The organism is Mycobacterium sp. 1245111.1, assembly GCF_001673405.1.
Lineage (GTDB): Bacteria > Actinomycetota > Actinomycetes > Mycobacteriales > Mycobacteriaceae > Mycobacterium.
Map to the genome: position 1 here is coordinate 1 of NZ_LZLV01000005.1, position 16886 is coordinate 16886.

Annotated in this window: 18 protein-coding genes and 1 tRNA gene; 11 read left to right on the forward strand and 8 right to left on the reverse strand. The window is 65.7% G+C overall.

Annotation, left to right across the window (positions count from 1 at the left end):
- The coding region (locus A5658_RS01240; RefSeq protein ID WP_067330034.1) for an MBL fold metallo-hydrolase at positions 1-707 on the reverse strand (707 nt) is incomplete at its 3' end.
- A gap of 29 nt (positions 708-736) precedes the next feature.
- Between A5658_RS01240 and A5658_RS01245 the strand changes: the two genes are divergently transcribed.
- The gene (locus A5658_RS01245) at positions 737-1402 is read left to right on the forward strand and encodes a nitroreductase family protein (RefSeq protein WP_067330037.1); all 666 of its coding nucleotides are present in this window, start codon (positions 737-739) and stop codon (positions 1400-1402) included.
- On the opposite strand, the gene A5658_RS01250 is transcribed toward A5658_RS01245, so the two are convergent.
- Positions 1399-4296 (reverse strand): aminotransferase class I/II-fold pyridoxal phosphate-dependent enzyme, encoded by a 2898-nt coding sequence (locus tag A5658_RS01250; protein ID WP_067330040.1) that lies wholly within the window; start codon positions 4294-4296, stop codon positions 1399-1401. The two genes, A5658_RS01245 and A5658_RS01250, sit on opposite strands and share 4 nt — an antisense overlap.
- 148 nt (positions 4297-4444) lie before the next feature.
- Between A5658_RS01250 and A5658_RS01255 the strand changes: the two genes are divergently transcribed.
- Positions 4445-4951, forward strand: a complete 507-nt coding sequence (locus A5658_RS01255; RefSeq protein ID WP_067330043.1) for a hypothetical protein — start codon at positions 4445-4447, stop codon at positions 4949-4951.
- A gap of 11 nt (positions 4952-4962) precedes the next feature.
- On the forward strand, positions 4963-5394 hold the full coding sequence (locus A5658_RS01260) for a nuclear transport factor 2 family protein (RefSeq protein WP_067330047.1): 432 nt from the start codon (positions 4963-4965) through the stop codon (positions 5392-5394).
- A 71-nt stretch (positions 5395-5465) separates the two neighbouring features.
- On the opposite strand, the gene A5658_RS01265 is transcribed toward A5658_RS01260, so the two are convergent.
- Positions 5466-5759 (reverse strand): hypothetical protein, encoded by a 294-nt coding sequence (locus A5658_RS01265; protein WP_067330050.1) that lies wholly within the window; start codon positions 5757-5759, stop codon positions 5466-5468.
- Positions 5760-6066: 307 nt separating this feature from the next.
- Between A5658_RS01265 and A5658_RS01270 the strand changes: the two genes are divergently transcribed.
- The 3 genes from A5658_RS01270 to A5658_RS01280 are packed head-to-tail and all read left to right on the forward strand — an operon-like array spanning position 6067 to position 8469.
- On the forward strand, positions 6067-6762 hold the full coding sequence (locus A5658_RS01270; RefSeq protein ID WP_067330053.1) for a response regulator transcription factor: 696 nt from the start codon (positions 6067-6069) through the stop codon (positions 6760-6762).
- A gap of 55 nt (positions 6763-6817) precedes the next feature.
- Positions 6818-7192, forward strand: a complete 375-nt coding sequence (locus A5658_RS01275; RefSeq protein WP_082992863.1) for a response regulator transcription factor — start codon at positions 6818-6820, stop codon at positions 7190-7192.
- Positions 7174-8469 (forward strand): sensor histidine kinase, encoded by a 1296-nt coding sequence (locus A5658_RS01280; protein ID WP_067330060.1) that lies wholly within the window; start codon positions 7174-7176, stop codon positions 8467-8469. The genes A5658_RS01275 and A5658_RS01280 overlap by 19 nt, the downstream gene beginning before the upstream one ends.
- On the opposite strand, the gene A5658_RS01285 is transcribed toward A5658_RS01280, so the two are convergent.
- Positions 8457-9116, reverse strand: coding sequence for a response regulator transcription factor (locus tag A5658_RS01285; RefSeq protein ID WP_067330063.1), 660 nt, complete (start codon positions 9114-9116; stop codon positions 8457-8459). The two genes, A5658_RS01280 and A5658_RS01285, sit on opposite strands and share 13 nt — an antisense overlap.
- Before the next feature lie 82 nt (positions 9117-9198).
- On the opposite strand from A5658_RS01285, the gene A5658_RS01290 reads away from it, so the two are divergent.
- Positions 9199-9888 carry a TetR/AcrR family transcriptional regulator gene (locus A5658_RS01290; RefSeq protein ID WP_067330066.1) on the forward strand — a complete coding sequence of 230 codons (690 nt, stop codon included), beginning with the start codon at positions 9199-9201 and terminating at the stop codon, positions 9886-9888.
- A 46-nt stretch (positions 9889-9934) separates the two neighbouring features.
- On the opposite strand, the gene A5658_RS01295 is transcribed toward A5658_RS01290, so the two are convergent.
- Positions 9935-10017 (reverse strand) — tRNA-Tyr (locus A5658_RS01295).
- A gap of 81 nt (positions 10018-10098) precedes the next feature.
- On the opposite strand from A5658_RS01295, the gene A5658_RS01300 reads away from it, so the two are divergent.
- From A5658_RS01300 to A5658_RS01310, 3 genes are read left to right on the forward strand one after another with little or no spacing between them, the layout of a single operon-like run.
- Complete coding sequence (locus tag A5658_RS01300) at positions 10099-10590, forward strand: YajQ family cyclic di-GMP-binding protein (protein WP_067330255.1); 492 nt, start codon at positions 10099-10101, stop codon at positions 10588-10590.
- Positions 10591-10632: 42 nt separating this feature from the next.
- Complete coding sequence (locus A5658_RS01305; protein WP_067330069.1) at positions 10633-12111, forward strand: NAD(P)/FAD-dependent oxidoreductase; 1479 nt, start codon at positions 10633-10635, stop codon at positions 12109-12111.
- Positions 12112-12115: 4 nt separating this feature from the next.
- Positions 12116-13138 (forward strand): NAD(P)H-dependent glycerol-3-phosphate dehydrogenase, encoded by a 1023-nt coding sequence (locus A5658_RS01310; protein WP_067330072.1) that lies wholly within the window; start codon positions 12116-12118, stop codon positions 13136-13138.
- A gap of 82 nt (positions 13139-13220) precedes the next feature.
- On the opposite strand, the gene A5658_RS01315 is transcribed toward A5658_RS01310, so the two are convergent.
- From A5658_RS01315 to grcC1, 3 genes are all read right to left on the reverse strand, one after another.
- Positions 13221-13559, reverse strand: a complete 339-nt coding sequence (locus A5658_RS01315) for a type II toxin-antitoxin system HicB family antitoxin (RefSeq protein ID WP_067330075.1) — start codon at positions 13557-13559, stop codon at positions 13221-13223.
- 142 nt (positions 13560-13701) lie between these two features.
- Positions 13702-14565 carry a zinc metalloprotease HtpX gene (gene htpX, locus A5658_RS01320; protein WP_067330078.1) on the reverse strand — a complete coding sequence of 288 codons (864 nt, stop codon included), beginning with the start codon at positions 14563-14565 and terminating at the stop codon, positions 13702-13704.
- A 70-nt stretch (positions 14566-14635) separates the two neighbouring features.
- Positions 14636-15643 carry a nonaprenyl/(2E,6E)-farnesyl/geranylgeranyl diphosphat synthase gene (gene grcC1 / locus A5658_RS01325; RefSeq protein WP_082992864.1) on the reverse strand — a complete coding sequence of 336 codons (1008 nt, stop codon included), beginning with the start codon at positions 15641-15643 and terminating at the stop codon, positions 14636-14638.
- A gap of 21 nt (positions 15644-15664) precedes the next feature.
- On the opposite strand from grcC1, the gene menJ reads away from it, so the two are divergent.
- Entirely contained in the window at positions 15665-16885 is a 1221-nt protein-coding gene (gene menJ, locus A5658_RS01330) for a menaquinone reductase (protein ID WP_067330083.1), read from the forward strand.
- Position 16886 lies beyond the last annotated feature (1 nt).

A 16886-nucleotide genomic window follows, 5' to 3' on the forward strand; every position in this document is an offset into this window, starting at 1 on the left:
AAATGTGCCCACCCGTCGACATGGGCCGGAATGACGAGCCGGGCGCCCAGCACTTCGGCGGCGGCGGCCGTCCGCTGGCCCGTCATCGTCAGCGGGCGGCCCCGCTCCTTGGCCGGGACCCGAGCCGCGCCGGCGAAGATCACCGCCACATCGACGCTGCCCACCCGGTCGGCGATCTCGCGCACGGCCGCGACCGAAGCGTTGTCGCCACTGAGATACACCGTCGGCAGGCCCACACCCGACAGCACGAATCCCGTCACCTCGCAGTTGACGTGCCCGCCGTCATCGCGAACCCCGTCGGCCGGTCCGTGTACGGCCGGAACCGCTTGTACCGTAATCGCTTTGGCACCACCCTCGGCGGGAAGCTGGAAGGTTTCGAACGGCTTGAGCCCCACGGCCGGTGGCCCGAGCCGGCCAGCGGCGCCCGGGTTGGTCAGCACCAGTGGGGCGGCCAGCGCCACCCGCCGCCCCTCGTCGTCGAAGTTGTCCGGGTGGTTGTCGTGGCTGACCAACACCGCATCGATGGGCCCGAGCGCGTCGGCGGGTATCGCCGGCCCGACCATCTTCTTGAGGTAGTCGTGCGGGCCGGGCTCGTCGAACGTCGGGTCGATCAGGAACCGTCGGCCGCCGAGGTCGACGACGGTCGTGGGGCCGCCCAGGACGCTGAATGCGACGTCGTGGCGGCGGGCGTCTACGCGAGTGCTCACGTCATGGACTGTAGGCGCACTATGGGTTGGTGGACATCTACGACGTCATGCGCACCACGTTCGCTGCACGCGAATTCACCGGCGACCCATTGCCCGACGACGTACTCGAGCGAATCCTCGACAATGCCCGCTTCGCGCCCAGCGGCGGCAACCGGCAGGGCGCGCACGTCATCGTGATCCGTGATGCGGCGACCCGGCAACAGCTTGCCGAGCTGTCGATGACCGGTGCGCGGCGATACGCGGCGCAGATCGCCAACGGCGAAAGTCCGTGGAACCCACTACATGAGCCCGGCCCGACAGCCGAGCAGATCGCATCAACCGACGTCCCGGCTCAATTCACGGCGCCGCTTCTCGACGCCGCGGTGGTGCTGGCGGTCTGCGTCAACTTGGAGGTGGTCGCCGCGATGGATCAACGCCTGGACCGGATCGGCGTGATCAGCGGCGGGTCGGTCTACCCGTTGGTGTGGAACATCCTGCTGGCCGCGCGCAACGAGGGCTTCGGCGGCACCATCTCGACGATGGCGGTGGCCGAGGAGCCGCGCGTACGCGAATTACTGGGCATCCCAGAGACTTACGCGCTCGCGGCGCTCCTGCCGCTGGGCAAGCCGGTCAAGCAGCTGACCAAGCTGCGGCGTGCCGGCGTCGCCGAGTTGGCCACCCGGGAACGCTTCGACGGCGAACCGTTCGACGGCTAGTCGGCGGTCACCGCGTCGCCGGGCTGCCGCTCGCCGAGCAACTCGTCCTGGCCGACCTCGGGCACGTCGTGGCCGTTGCCGTTGCCAGAACGCTTGGTCGGCTTCTTCTTCGAAGCCTTGGACGAGTCGACCGTGGCGTGGCCGTTGGTCGGCACACCCGCCGCGGCGGCTACCCCTTCGATGGCCTTCTCGGTGTACACCCGGTAGCCGAAGTTCGGCTCGTAGCCGTGGATCTCCTTGGTGTCCAGATCACGCATGAACTGCAGGATCTCGCGGCTGAACACCTGACCGGGCACCAGCACCGGGAAGCCCGGCGGGTAAGGCGTCACGTAGGTGGCCGACACGACATCGATTCCGGCATTGAGCTTTTCTTCGATCTGGTCGCCCATCAGGTACTCGCAGTTGGTGTCGTCGTATGACAGGTAGAAGGCCCGCCGGACGTCACCCTCGGGCGTCGGCTCTGAACCGCTGTGATCGCGGAACGCCGGGTGGAATCCGCTGAAGTCGCACAGCGGCACCGGACGTTCGGTCAGCCCCCAGACCGCCTGCTCGAAGTGCTCGCGCTCACCCAGGCTCATCTCCGAGATGGCCTGGTCGAGTTCGGTGGCGATGCTGACCAACACCTCGACCAGGAACGCCACCGAGCTGCGGGTGGTGCCGATATTGGTCATGAACAGCACGCTGTTGCGTGAGGTCTTGTTGATCTGGATGCCGTAGCGGTCCATCAGCTGCTCACGCTTGAACGTGTCGCCGTCATATCCGGTTCGCCCGATGGACAACGTGATTCGCGAAGGGTCGAGCACAAACTCGTCGTCGTGCCAGGCCGCCATCATGTTGCGCAGGCCAGAACGCAGCGGTTGGTCGATGGCCGTCGGGCGGTACTCAGTCGGGATAAGGTGCGCTGTGCCGAGGCAATTCATGTACTTGCTCAGCAGTGGGTGGTTGTCGATCGCGTCGCGTAGCTGCATGGCGTTCTCGATCTGCCGCTGCACCAATTCGGCACCTTCGAGCGCCACCTGACGGCGGCCCAGGTCCAGCGACGCCAAGATCTGGTAGTTGGGCGAGGTCGATGTGTGCGCCATGTAGGCCTCGTGGAACGACACCGCGACCTTCTGGTCGAAGTCCTGGTCGTAGACGTGGATCATCGACCCCTGCCGCAGCGAGGTCAACGTCTTGTGGGTGGACTGCGAGGCGTACACCCGCACCCGGGCGCGCGCCGGGTCCGGCATCAGCCGACGGTTCACAAGGTCGTCGTCGCTGGGCTTTTCGGCGGTTTGCGCGGCCAGGTACTTCTCGTACTCGGCCCGGTACTCCGGGCTGTGCAGCCGCTCGCGCACCGCCGCCGCGGACGCCATCGCGGTGCGGGTGCGATAGACCGGGTGGAACCGGGCGAATGCGAACCACGCCTCGTCCCACAGGAACACCAGATCGGGCTTGATCGCGAGGCATTCTTCCATCACCCGCTCGACGTCGTAGACGATCCCGTCGAAGGTGCAGTTGGTCAGCGACATCATCTTGACACGGTCCAGCTTGCCAGCGCGTTTGAGCGCCAACAGCTTTGACTTGATCTCGCGCAGCGGCACCGCGCCGTACATCGAGTAGTCGTTGAGCGGATAGGCCTCGAGGTACACGACATTCGCGCCGGCCATCATCATCCCGTAGTGGTGCGATTGGTGGCAGTTGCGGTCAAGCAGCACGATGTCGCCGGGGGCCACCACCGCCTGGGTGATGATCTTGTTGGCCGTCGACGTGCCGTTGGTGACGAAGTAGGTGTGCCGCGAACCATAGGCTTTCGCCGCCAGCTGCTGGGATTCCCGCAGCGGGCCGGTCGGCTCCAGCAGCGAGTCCAGACCACCACAGGTCGCCGACGTCTCGGCCATGAACACTTCCAGGCCGTAGAAGCCGACCATGTCTTTGATCCAGTGCGAGTTGACGATCGACTTGCCCTGCGAGATCGGCAGCGCGTGGAACACGCCGGTGGGCCGGTGGCTGTACTGCTTGAGCGCGCTGAAGAACGGGGTGCGGTACCGCGCGGCGACGCCGTGCAGGATCGACAGGTGCAGTTCCAACATGCCTTCGCGGGCATGGAACACGCGGCGGAAGTACTGGCCCAGCCGGCCGGCGATGTCCTCGACCTCGATCTCGGTCATCAGATAGAGGTCGAGTTCGGGCCTCAGCTTCGACAGCGACGTCGCGAGGATCTGCGCGCGTTCTTCGGGCGAGTAGTGGTCGGCCAGCTCGTTGGACACCCCGGTGTCGACGAACTCCGACAGCGACGACAGGTCGCGCGTGGATTGGTGCGAGAAGCGCCGCCGAATGACGACCGCTTGCAGATTGACGTTGAGCCGCGCCGCGATCAGCGCCTCGTCGCCACTGGCGACCACGACCAGTTCGTAGACGAATTCGTCGTCGGGGCGGCGCCACTTGCGGACCTCGTTGCGCAGCGCGCGCTCCTGGGCCTCGGTCATCTTCTCGACGACGAGCACCTCGAAGTACGGGCGGTCGCGCTCCGCCTCGGTCTGGCCCTCCAGCTGCCGTGGATCGGACGGGAACATGTCCAGCTCGTCGGCGCCGGCGTTCTCGACATCGCCCGTGCGGTACGACTCCTGGCTCAGTGCCCGGTTGATCCGCGCGACCAGCTGGCAGAACTTGTCATAGTTGCCTGCGGTGAAAAGCCTTTGCACGCGGGCGAATTGGGGGGAACCGGGGTACGCCCAATACGGCTCGAGTGAACTCAGTCGGCCCAGCAATTCCTGGCACGACGCGATGCACTTCTCCTTGAGCTCCCCGGCTGTGTCGGGGCGGGTCAGCCGATCGGCGGCCTCCTCCAACCGGCACCAGGAGTCGCTGCGGACTTGCCACAGGCTGTTGTACGCGCGCAAATGTTCAGTCATTCCTGGCCCCTTCGTGGTGCGTGGGGTCAAGGTTCGCAGACACAGCCCGCTGGCCGGTGACCAGCAAACAAACACTGGCCGTCCGTCGCGTAATGGTGGCGCCGGGTTGACGCTCCGCCCCGAGTAAACGCCGGGTTATGGTTCTGACGTGGGCTACCCGCAATTGCCGCAACGTCCGATCCCGCCGATTCACCACGTGTGGGTCGCCCAACCCGGCGACGGCCGGCGGTTATACCGCGGCACCATGCTCCATACCCCGGGGCTGCTTCGGCTCGGGATCATCTGGGCGGTGTGCCTGACACTGCTTATCGTCGCGGCAGCGCTCGACCCGTCCCACAACATCACCTGGGTATTCGTCGCGCTGCTGTTTCCGCTGTTGCTGATACTTTCCCTGTGGCGACGAAGCATGGCCCAAGCGGCGATGATGGCGCCGGGATCGGTGTGGGCGACCGGGTTCGGCACCAACGAGCTGCTGATCGTCACGCCGATCAGCACCGTGGTGTTCGATTACGCGGCGCTACGCCCACCGCGTGTGATCGGGCCGGCGGTGCTCATCCAGACCCGACGCCTGGTGGGCACGACATCGCTTCCGCGGGAGCTGTTTCCGCCGGATGCATTGGCGTTTGTTCACCAGCACACGATGCAGCCATCCTGAGGCGGATCGTCATGGAGATCTGGGAACTGATCGCGCGTGAGCGAATCCGTGACACCCTCGCGCGCTACAACTGGTCGGGGGACGGCGGGCGGCTCGACGAGCTCACCGAAACCTTCTGCGCGGACGGCGTTTTAGAGATTCGCGGCTTCGAGCCCCTGAACGGGCGCGCCGCGATCCTGGCCTTTCTCGGCGGCGTCACAGGCAATGTCGCTGGCAGGTCCGACGTGAGGCTGATCGTCCGGCACAACGTCGCCAACGTGCTGTTCCACGACGTGACCCCGGACCAGGCGCAGGTGTCGTGCTACTTCAGCGTCGTCACCCATATCGGTCTCGACCACGTCGGGCGCTACCGCGACACCCTGGTTCCCGACGGGGACGTCTGGAAAATCAGGCACCGCAAGGTCTCCACGGACTGGGCAGCGTCCAATTCGGTGATGGCTTAGCAGGCTCGCCCCGAGCTCGCGCATCAGAGCGTCGAGTCGGGGCGAGCCCGCCCAGTCGTACTGAAAAGCGCTCACAGCCGCTCCATTTCGCGGGCCATCCGCGACCGCTCCAGGTATCCCATGTCCACCGGGTAGTGCGGATGTGGTGGCGGCAGATGCAGTGAGCGCGTCGCCTCCATTACCGCATCGAACATCCGGCGGGTGATCGACGCCCTTGGCGACGATGCGGCGACCCGCGTTCCGAACAGCACTTCCTGCTCGGTGATCAGGACCGGCGCCGAAGAGGCGCTGACCTTTTCCGGGGTCTCGACAGTGTCGTGAATGACATCGCTCGGTATTGCGGATGCCGTCGTTGATGCGAACATTTCGCCTCCTCGTGTCTGCGGCCCGCTTGAGACGAACCTGCTCGGATAAGCAACGAGTCTCATCCGACGAGGGGTTGGCGAACAGAAAGCACGCACCACAACTGTGGTGGTGTGTACCCCCGGGTGCCAGCGTCAATTGCGCAAGTGCGGGCATCCACACCGCTTCGCGGCCGCGTCCCGAAATCAGGTAGTCGGCTACTCTAGCCCCCCGCGGCAAACGCGCGAATAGTTTCGCCTATCCAGATTCACCGCTTCTACCTGCAATAACTGTTTGACACCCTGACGATCAAGGAAGGACGGCAACACGGTGAGTGGTCCAATTTCGGTCGTCATCGCCGAAGACAGCCTTTTAGTGCGAGATAGCGTGCACCGCGCCCTATCCACTGATTCTGACGTGGAAGTCATTGGCATTGCCGAGGATTACGACTCCGCGGTCGACCTCATCGACACGCACCGTCCCACACTGCTTTTCACCGACGTACGCATGCCGCCGACGTCCACCGATGAAGGCGTCCGCCTGGCTCAGTGGATGCGGTCGGCGCATCCGGATATCGGGGTGATCGTGTTGTCGCAATACGTGGATCCCGCCTACGTGACGGGATTGCTCGGCGGCGGCACGGCGGCCCGGGGCTACCTGTTGAAGGAGCGCGTCTCTCACTTCGACCAGCTCAGCGAGGCAGTCCACCAAGTCGCTGCGGGGGGAACGGTGCTAGATCCGCTGGTGGTCGAGGCGCTGCTGGCCCGGCCGAGCTCGGCCGCGGCGCTGAGCCGGTTGACGCCTAGGGAACGCGAGGTGCTTGCGGAACTGGCTTCCGGGCTCAGCAACCGCACGGTGGCGGATCGGCTCGTGCTGACTCAGCGGGCCGTGGAGAAGCACATCAACTCGATCTTCGCCAAACTCGGATTGACCGGGGACGACTCGGTCGACCGGCGGGTCAGGGCGGTGCTGATGTTCCTCGACGAGAACAGCTCGACGAAACGCGACGTGCTGTGCGCATCGTGAAAACAGTGGTGTGTACACCATTGGTCGGCCCTTGTTCGCGCCGCATCATGGGGAGATGGCGGACGAACGGGTGCTGGTATGGGTTGTCGACGATCAGGCCAGTTTCCGCCGCGCCACCGCCGCCACCGTCGCCGCCACGAAGGATTTCGCAATGGGCGGAGATTGCGAAACCGGGGAATCCGCAATCGAACTCATTCCCAACGGGAGCGCCGGGATCGTGGTGATGGACATCCACATGCCGGGGATGGGTGGCATCGAAGCCACCCGGCGAATCCGCGCCGCACATCCCGACTTGGTCGTGCTGTTGACGTCGACCTACGACGTCGAGGACCTCCCCCCGGAAGTGGCGAATTGCGGCGCCGCGGCGTATCGACACAAGGAAGACCTCAGCCCCGAACTGCTGACCCGAATATGGCGAGCAACCCGCTGAACCCCACGACCGCAACCGAATCGGTGCCTTACTGGCAGGTGCCGAAAGTGCTGTTACGCGCGGCGGTCCGGTCGTCGCCTGTGCTCGGTCACGACCTGATTCACCGCTTCATGGTCGAACGCTTCCAGCTCTTCCTCGCGGGCCACCTGGCACTGTACTTCGGCGCCGGCGTGGTGCTGCCGATGTGGGAGTACCTGTACGTGCTGCGATCGGGATGGTTTCTGGGCATCGCCGCGGTATGCGCCGGGCAGTGCGTGGTGCTGGCGGTCGCGCTGCCGCTGGCCCGACGCGGACGGCAGCGCACGGCAATCACGTTGGCGTGCATCGGCAACTGGATCGCCGCCTTGGTCATCACCTTCGTGGCACCGAACCTGCTGCCGGCGACCGTGCTGTTGGCCCTGGTGCCGGTCGTCTTCGCGCAGCCCTACATCCGGTGGCAGCGCGGGCTGACGTTCGCGGTGATCACGGCCGGCTGCGTACTGGCACTGGCCGTGGTCGCCCGCTTCCAGCATTTCTCCCAGTCAGCCGGGCACGTGCCAAGCTGGATAGAGCACGCGTTCATCCTGATTGCTTTGCCGCTGAACGCCTTTCACGTCTTGGTGATCGCCTGGAACAATGCGGCTGCGCTGGCGGTGTCGGAGCAGATGCTCGCCGAGCGAGCCGTCGAACTCGAGGCATCCCGCGGCCGGCTGGTCACCGCCGCCGACGAGGAACGGCGCCGCCTGGAACGCGACCTGCACGACGGGGCCCAGCAACACCTCGTCGCTCTGGCGGTGATGATTCAGCTCGCCCGCAACGCTGAAGACGGCCAGCACCAGCCGCTGCTTGCCGAGGCGGGCTGTCTGCTCGACACGGCGATCGCCGAGATCCGTCGGCTTGCGCACGGCATCTACCCGCCGTCGCTGGTCAGCGGGGGCCTCGCGCAAGCCTTGTCGTCGGTCGCCACCCACTCCCCCGTCCCGATTCACCTCGACCTGCGCGAGCTCGGCCGCTACCCGGCTCCTATCGAGGCCGCCCTTTACTTCTGCTGCAGCGAAGCGCTGCAGAACGCCGCCAAGCACGGTGGTCCCGACGCCGCCGTCACGATCACCGCCCGCTCCGACGACGGGATGCTCAACGTGACGATCGCCGACACCGGGCCGGGGTTCGAGCCCGCAACCATCGGCACCGGGCTGACCAATATGACTGACCGGATGTCAGCGATCGGCGGAAAGCTGTCGATCGACACCGGCCCGGGACGCGGAACCCGCATCACCGCGAGCGTTCACACGTCGTGAATGCCGATCAGGCCGTCTTGAACGGCGCGGGCAAACAGCGCCGCCTTGGACGGTGCTGAGCGGTGTATCTCGCTGTAGCGCCGTCGGATTCGCTGCAGGTGGGTCCTGACCGTGCTCGGCGCGATGTGCAGTTTCTTGCTGACCGACTCCTTGTTGTCGGTGAGCAGCCACTCGATGAGGACCCGCCGCTCCTGCGCGGTGAGTTCCGGGCGGCCGCATTGTTGCCCGGCTCGCACTGCCGCCGCCGCGAGCGGCCCGCGCGCTTCCATGCCCAGCTGAGCGGACATGATTGCATCGATGAGATGTTGTGGCGCTTCGGATTTCACGATGTAGTTGGCGGCGCCGACGTCCAGGCACTTCAGGATGATCTCAGCCGACGCGATGCGCGAATAGGCGACGACTCGATGCTTGAGGTCGCACAGCTGTTGCAGGCCAACGTAATCGGGCCGATCCTCACCCCGTTCGGGATCGAAGACGATCACCCCCGTCGGACCGGCGCAACGCTGACGCTCGTCGAGGAATTCGGCCACCGAGCGGTAGGCAGGCACGGTGCCGGTTGCGATCGATGCTTCCGTGACCCAGCGCATCACACCGGCGTGAACGATCGGGTGATCGTCGATCACCACCAGCGGGACGTTGCAAGTCATCTGACACCCTGGACGTCGGTTCCAATATCCGGTACATCACGTACCGTGTGAGATTAGCGGGACAAGACGTACCATGTAAAGCATGAATTCGACTGTGTCGCCCGGGGCGGCCGTCGACGGCCGGGCGGCCCGCTGGTCGGGACAGCGTGAGAAGCGTCGGGCGGAGTTCGTCGAGGCCGCGCTCGAGGCGATCGCCCGCTACGGACCGCAGGCGTCGACCGAGCAGGTAGCCGACCATGTCGGGGTGACCCGCACCAAGCTCTACCGCTATTTCGACGGCGCCGCTGACCTGCACCACAGCATCGCCCGACGAGCCAGCGACATGCTCACCGCCGAGCAGACTTTGGTCTGGGACGGGCCGATCAGCCCCATGCAAATGGTCACCGGAACCGTGTCGATGCACCTGCGGTGGCGGATGGAACACCCGAACTTGTACGAGTACCTGACCCGCCACTCGCTCAGCGACGACGACCACGCCGTCGCCGCCATCCACGACGTCAATCGCGCGGTCGCCGCGAATCTCGCGGAGGTGATCGCGAGGTTCTACCGCACGCTCGGGATCGACGAACGCTCGGCCGTGCCGCTGAGCATCGGGGCCGTCGGCTTCGTCGAGTCCTCGGTGACCCACTGGCTCAACGACCCGGCGCCGATGTCCCGCAAGCAATTCACCACCCAACTCGCCGAATGGATGTGGTCGCTGCTGAACACCGCGCCACTCCAGGCCGGGCTTCAGATTGACCCGCATCAACCGGTCGCGCCGCAAAGCCCCTGAAACGAATGGTCCCGCAGCGCGAACTCTCGCTGCGGGACCACCTCGGTGGCAGATCCAGGATTCGAACCTGGGTAGGCGTTAGCCGACGGATTTACAGTCCGCTCCCATTGGCCGCTCGGGCAATCTGCCGGTGTATTACGGGTAGCTAGCCTACAACGAAGATGTACTCCTATAACAAACAGCCCGACACCGATGGAAGGAGACGTATCGATGGCGGATTCATCGTTTGACGTCGTGAGCAAACTCGACCGGCAAGAGGTCGACAACGCCCTCAACCAGGCCGCAAAGGAACTCGGCACCCGATACGACTTCCGCGGCACCGACACCAAGATCGCGTGGAAGGGCGACGAAGCGATCGAGCTGACCAGCTCCACCGAGGAGCGGGTCAAGGCCGCCCTCGACGTGTTCAAGGAAAAGCTGATCCGGCGCGACATCAGCCTCAAGGCCTTCGACGCCGGCGAACCGCAGGCCTCCGGCAAGACCTACAAGGTCACCGGCACCCTCAAAGAAGGCATTGCCAGCGAACACGCCAAGAAGATCACCAAGCTGATTCGCGATGAGGGGCCCAAGAGCGTCAAGACCCAGATCCAGGGCGACGAGGTCCGCGTCAGCAGCAAGAGCCGTGACGACCTGCAGGCCGTCCAGGCCCTGCTGAAGGGTGCCGACCTGGAGGTGGCGCTGCAGTTCGTCAACTACCGGTAACGTGATCGGCACCACATCGCCGCGGTAGAAGCGAGGTTCGTGATGGGCGTGACCGACGTCGACGTCGTCATCATCGGCGCGGGCATCTCGGGGCTCGGCGCGGCCTACCGCATCACCGAGCGCAATCCGGGGACGAGCTACGTCATCCTGGAGCGCCGCGAGCAACTCGGCGGCACCTGGGACCTGTTCCGCTATCCGGGCGTGCGGTCCGACAGCAGCATCTTCACGCTGTGCTTTCCGTGGGAGCCGTGGACCAAGGAGCAACGCGTCGCCGACGGCGCTGACATCCGCGAGTACCTGAAGGAGACCGCGCACAAGCACGGGATCGACCAGCACATCGAGTTCGGCACCCACGTCCGCTCGGCGGATTGGGACTCCACGACCGACACCTGGACCGTCACCGCCACCCAGAACGGCTCCGAACGGACCTACCGCGGCCGCTTCGTGTTCTTCGGGTCCGGCTACTACAACTACGACGAGGCCTACACCCCGGACTTCCCCGGCTTCAACGAGTTCGAGGGCACCATCGTGCACCCCCAGTACTGGCCCGACGAACTCGACTACCGGGACAAGAAGATCGTGGTGATCGGCAGCGGGGCGACCGCGATGTCGCTGATTCCGTCGCTAGCCGAAACGGCGTCGAAGGTCACCATGCTGCAGCGCTCACCGACCTACCTGTTCTCGGCGGCCAGGAGCAGCGGGTCGACCAACTTTGTACGAAAAATTCTGCCCCGCAAGATTTCTCATGCCTATGCGCGACAGAGCAACGCGTTGATGGAAGGCGTGATCTGGTTCCTGGCCCGCAAGGCACCGGGCTTCGTGAAGTGGTGGATTCGCCAGATCGCGCTGCACTATCTGCCCAAGGGGTACGACGTCGACACCCACTTCAAGCCGCGCTACAACCCGTGGGATCAGCGGTTGTGCCTGATCCCCGACGCCGACCTCTACGTCGCGATCGGCGACGGCCGTGCCGAGGTGGTAACCGATCACATCGACCACTTCGATTCCACCGGAATCGCTTTGAAGTCGGGTAAGCATCTCGACGCCGACGTGATCGTCACGGCGACGGGTCTGCAACTGCAGGCGTTGGGCGGGGTGACCGTGTCGATCGACGGCGCCGAGGTCAAGCCGCAGGACCGCTTCGTCTACAAGGCCCACATGCTGGAGGACGTCCCGAATCTGTTCTGGTGTGTCGGATACACCAACGCGTCGTGGACCCTGCGCGCCGACATGACCGCCCGCGCGACGGCAAAGCTGTTGGACCACATGGCTACTCACGGCTACACCCACGCCTACCCCCATCTGTCGGGCGAGCCTATGCCCGAGAAGCCGGCATGGGACATCCAGGCCGGCTACGTGCTGCGGGCACCGCACGCGTTGCCGAAGTCGGGGATCAAGCGGCCGTGGAACGTTCGGCAGAACTACTTCGCCGACGCGATCGATTACCGGTTCGACCGGATCACCGAGGCGATGGTGTTCTCGCGAACTGCCGGTAAAGATCAGGCGACCGCAATACGCTGACCGAATGGCAGCTACGCGCGAACCGACCGTCGTCGTCCTGGGTGGCGGCTCTTGGGGCACTACCGTCGCATCGATCTGCGCGCGACGCGGCCCGACGCTGCAGTGGGTGCGGTCGGAGGAGACCGCCAAGGACATCAACGAGAACCACCGCAACACCAAATACCTTGGCGAAGAGCACGTCCTGTCCGAAAGCCTGCGCGCCACCACCGACTTCGCCGAGGCCGCGCAATGCGCGGACGTGGTGGTGATGGGCGTCCCGTCGCATGGATTCCGCGGGGTGCTGACTGAGCTGGCGTCGGAGCTGCGGCCATGGGTACCGGTGGTGTCGCTGGTCAAGGGTCTCGAGCAGGGCACCAACATGCGGATGTCGCAGATCGTCGACGAGGTGCTGCCCGGCCACCCGGCCGGTATCTTGGCCGGACCCAACATCGCCCGCGAGGTCGCCGAGGGCTACGCGGCCGCCGCGGTGCTGGCGATGCCGGACCAGCATCTGGCCGCGCAGCTCGGTCAGCTGTTCCGCACCAAGCGTTTTCGCGTGTACACGATCGACGACGTGTTGGGTGTCGAGATGGCCGGCGCGCTGAAGAACGTGTACGCGATCGCGGTCGGGATGGGCTACTCGCTCGGGATCGGCGAGAACACCCGCGCGATGGTGATCGCCCGCTCGGTGCGCGAGATGTCGAAGCTGGGCGAGGCGATGGGCGGCCAGCGCGACACGTTCGCCGGCCTGGCCGGCATGGGCGATCTGATCGTCACCTGCACCAGCCAGCGCAGCCGTAACCGGCACGTCGGCGAGCAGTTGGGTTCGGGCAAGACCATCGACGAGATCATCTCGTCGATGAACCAGGTCGCCGAGGGCGTCAAGGCGGCCAGCGTGATCATGGAGTTCGCCGACAAGTACGGGCTGAACATGCCGATCGCGCGCGAGGTGGACGGGGTGATCAACCACGGCGCGACCGTCGAGGACGCCTACCGCGGATTGGCCGCGGAGACGCCCGGCCACGAGGTGCACGGCGCGGGTTTTTGATGTGCACTGCCTGATCACACCGGTCACATACGCACCAAGACTTGGGGCCCACTCTTTTTTGGAAACGTGACCACATGCGATATCACAAGTCGAACAAGCCAATTGGCGATCGACCTGCGAGCTTCTGCACGACCCACTGATTCATCGACACGTTCTGCTCAGCGGCCTCCACGGTGAGCTGCGAGTGGAGCATCGGCGACGTCCTGACGACGAACCGTCCGCTGAATTTTCGATCGGTCAGTGGCGGCGGGATGTCGCCACCCTCGCGCTCGGCGAGGTAGTCGTCGACGGATTGCTCGACGCCGATGATCGCTTCGTGGAGGGTCGGCGCCGACTGCTTCAACCACGGCAGTTCCAGGCAGCGACCGACGTATTCGCGGTACTCAGAGGACCATTCGGCACGGTAGGTGTAACGGTTCACCTGTGTGGTGATATCACCTGGGCGCCGGGTCCGGGATTCGGCTTGTGGATATTCGATATCGACGGGACGGGTGATATCGCATATGGTCCCAATTCCAAAAAAGACCACCACCCGAGAGCGGGGACTGCTGGGGCTGGTGTGACTAGCGCCCGGCCATCTCTTCGAGACGACGGATGCGGTCTGCCATCGGCGGGTGGGTGGAGAACAACGCGCCCATCTTCTCGCCGGCGCGGAACGGGCTGGCGATCATCAGGTGCGCCTGCGCGGCCAGCTGCGGCTCGGGCGGCAGCGGCGCGGCCTGCACACCGCCGGAGATCTTGCGCAGCGCCGATGCCAGCGCTAACGGGTCACCGGTCAGGATCGCACCCGACTCGTCGGCCTGATACTCGCGTGACCGCGACACCGCCAACTTCACGATCGTCGCCGCGATCGGGCCCAGCAACGAAACCAGCAGCAGCGCAAAGGGATTGCCGCCTTCACGATCGTTGCCACTCATCGACCCGAAGATGAACGCCATGTTGGCCAGGGCGCTGACCACCGACGCCAGCGCGCCGGCCACACACGAGATCAGGATGTCGCGGTTGTAGACGTGCGACAGTTCGTGGCCCAGCACCGCGCGCAGCTCACGCTCGTTGAGGATGTTCAGGATCCCGGTGGTGCAGCACACCGCGGCGTTGCGCGGGTTGCGGCCGGTGGCGAACGCGTTGGGTGCGGCGGTGTCGCTGATGTAGAGCCGCGGCATCGGCTGGTGAGCGGCGGTGGCCAGCTCGCGCACGATCCGATAGATCACCGGCTCCTGCAGTTCGGACACCGGCTGCGCGTGCATCGCCCGCAGCGCCAGTTTGTCGCTGTTGAAGTAGGTGTAGACGTTCATGCCGACGGCGAACAGCACGGCGACGAACATCACGCCCCTGCCGAACAAACTGCCTACGAACACGATCAGTGCCGACATACCAACCAGCAACGCGAACGTTTTCGCCGTGTTGTGATGCGGATGCCAGGTCATCAAAGTCCTCCTACGACCAGCCGGATTCTCCCCATTTAACGCCGGTCAGCCACGGCAGAGTTCCGCACAACTAGCCGTGTCGGTGGATCGTGTAGTCGACCAGCGTCGCGAGCGCGTTGCGTCCGGGGCCTTCGGGCAACGCGGCAAGCTCCTCGCGGGCCTGCGCCGCGTACTGCGCAACGGTCTCCTTGGCTTTGACCATGCCGTCTGAGGCCCGCAGCAATGCCAGCGCCTCGGCGAGTGACGCGTCGTCCTCGACCGGGCCGGCCAGCAGCTCGCGCAGCCGATCGGCATCGGGTCCACGGTCGTGCAGCGCGTAGAGCACCGGCAACGTGTGCACGCCTTCGCGCAGGTCGGTGCCGGGCAGCTTGCCGGACTCGTCGGGGTCGCTGTCGATGTCGATGATGTCGTCGGAGATCTGGAACGCCGTGCCGACCAGGTCGCCCAGCCGACTGAGCCGCTCGGTCTGCTCGGCGTCGGCGCCGGAGAACATCGCGCCGAATCGGCCGGCGGCGCCGATGAGGCACGCCGTCTTCTCGTGGACCACCTTGAGGTAGTGCGCGATCGGATCGGCCTTGTCGGCCGCCCCTTTAGTTTCGCGCATCTGCCCGGTGACCAGCTGGGCGAACGTGTCGGCGATGATCCGCACCGCGTCCGGCCCCAGCCGCGACACCAGCCGGGACGCCGTGGCGAACAGGTAGTCCCCGGCCAGGATCGCCACATTGTTGTTCCACCGCAGGTTGGCGCTGGGGGCACCGCGCCGCACCTGCGCCTCGTCCATCACGTCGTCGTGGTAGAGCGTCGCCAGATGCACCAGCTCGATGACGGCGCCGGCAATCGTGACGTCATCGGAGTCCGGGTGCGGGCCCAGCTGAGCCGACAACACCGCGAACAGCGGTCGGAATCGTTTGCCACCAGCCTCGAACAGATGCAGTACCGCGTCCGTCATCAGGTCGTCTGACCCGCGCAGCTCGGTTTCCATCAGTTGCTCGATGCGGGCCACCCCGTCGCGCACGCTGGTGGCGAATTCGGCGTCGCCAAAATCCACGCCCGCCACCACTGTCGCCGGAGTCCTCACCCGACCAACATACTGGGGGACATGGACTCCCATGCCGACGTGGTGGTCGTGGGCGCCGGCCCGGCCGGATCGTCGGCCGCGGCCTGGGCCGCCCGGGCCGGTCGCGACGTGCTGGTGATCGACGCGGCCAACTTCCCCCGCGACAAGGCCTGCGGCGACGGGCTGACGCCGCGGGCGGTCGCCGAGCTGGAACGGCTCGGCCTCGGCGAATGGCTCGACGCCCGGATCCGGCACCGTGGCTTACGGATGAGCGGGTTCGGTGGCGAGGTCGAAGTCGAATGGCCGGGCCCGTCGTTCCCCTCGACGGGTAGCGCGGTGGCCCGGGTCGAATTGGACGACCGGGTTCGCAAGGTCGCCGAAGAGTCCGGCGCCCGCATGCGTCTCGGGGTCAAAGCCGTTGGTGTGAACCATGATTCGTCGGCACGGGTGACGTCGGTGACGCTGTCGGATGGCAGCCATGTCGGCTGCCGCGAACTGATCGTGGCCGACGGCGCCCGCTCGACACTCGGTCGCGCCCTGGGGCGACGCTGGCATCAGGAGACGGTGTACGGGATCGCGGCCCGCGGATACCTGGCCACCGCACGCAGTGAGGACCCTTGGCTCACGTCACATTTGGAGCTGCGCTCACCTGACGGCGCGGTGCTGCCCGGCTACGGCTGGATCTTCCCGCTGGGCAACGGCGAAGTGAACATCGGCGTGGGAGCATTGTCGACCGTCAAGCGGCCAGCCGAGCTGGCGTTGAAGCCGCTGATGTCGTACTACACCGACCTGCGCCGCGAGGAGTGGGGTTTCGAGGGCCAGCCCCGGGCGATGTCGTCGGCGCTGCTGCCGATGGGCGGCGCGGTATCCGGGGTGGCCGGCCGCAACTGGATGCTGATCGGCGACGCCGCGGCCTGCGTCAACCCGCTCAACGGCGAGGGCATCGACTATGGGCTGGAAACCGGGCGGCTGGCGGTGGAGCTGCTTGGCTCGGGTGATCTGTCTAAAGCCTGGCCGTACGTGCTCCAATCCCATTACGGCCGTGGCTTTTCCGTGGCACGGCGACTGGGGCTGTTGCTGACGTTCCCGCGGTTTCTGCCTGCGACCGGACCGATCGCGATGCGCTCGGCGACGCTGATGGGGATCGCGGTGCGGGTGATGGGCAACCTGGTCACCGACGAGGACGCCGACTGGGTGGCGCGGGTGTGGCGCGGTGGTGGTCGGATGTCCCGGCTGCTGGATCGCCGAAAGCCGTTCAGCTGAC

Excerpts from the sequence above, each read along its gene's own strand:
- A5658_RS01250 (WP_067330040.1), bottom strand. The coding sequence starts at position 4,296 with ATGACTGAACATTTGCGCGCGTACAACAGCCTGTGGCAAGTCCGCAGC.
- A5658_RS01260 (WP_067330047.1), top strand. The coding sequence starts at position 4,963 with ATGGAGATCTGGGAACTGATCGCGCGTGAGCGAATCCGTGACACCCTC.
- A5658_RS01265 (WP_067330050.1), bottom strand. The coding sequence starts at position 5,759 with ATGTTCGCATCAACGACGGCATCCGCAATACCGAGCGATGTCATTCAC.
- A5658_RS01275 (WP_082992863.1), top strand. The coding sequence starts at position 6,818 with ATGGCGGACGAACGGGTGCTGGTATGGGTTGTCGACGATCAGGCCAGT.
- A5658_RS01280 (WP_067330060.1), top strand. The coding sequence starts at position 7,174 with ATGGCGAGCAACCCGCTGAACCCCACGACCGCAACCGAATCGGTGCCT.
- A5658_RS01285 (WP_067330063.1), bottom strand. The coding sequence starts at position 9,116 with ATGACTTGCAACGTCCCGCTGGTGGTGATCGACGATCACCCGATCGTT.
- A5658_RS01290 (WP_067330066.1), top strand. The coding sequence starts at position 9,199 with ATGAATTCGACTGTGTCGCCCGGGGCGGCCGTCGACGGCCGGGCGGCC.
- A5658_RS01300 (WP_067330255.1), top strand. The coding sequence starts at position 10,099 with ATGGCGGATTCATCGTTTGACGTCGTGAGCAAACTCGACCGGCAAGAG.
- A5658_RS01305 (WP_067330069.1), top strand. The coding sequence starts at position 10,633 with ATGGGCGTGACCGACGTCGACGTCGTCATCATCGGCGCGGGCATCTCG.
- A5658_RS01310 (WP_067330072.1), top strand. The coding sequence starts at position 12,116 with ATGGCAGCTACGCGCGAACCGACCGTCGTCGTCCTGGGTGGCGGCTCT.
- htpX (WP_067330078.1), bottom strand. The coding sequence starts at position 14,565 with ATGACCTGGCATCCGCATCACAACACGGCGAAAACGTTCGCGTTGCTG.
- menJ (WP_067330083.1), top strand. The coding sequence starts at position 15,665 with ATGGACTCCCATGCCGACGTGGTGGTCGTGGGCGCCGGCCCGGCCGGA.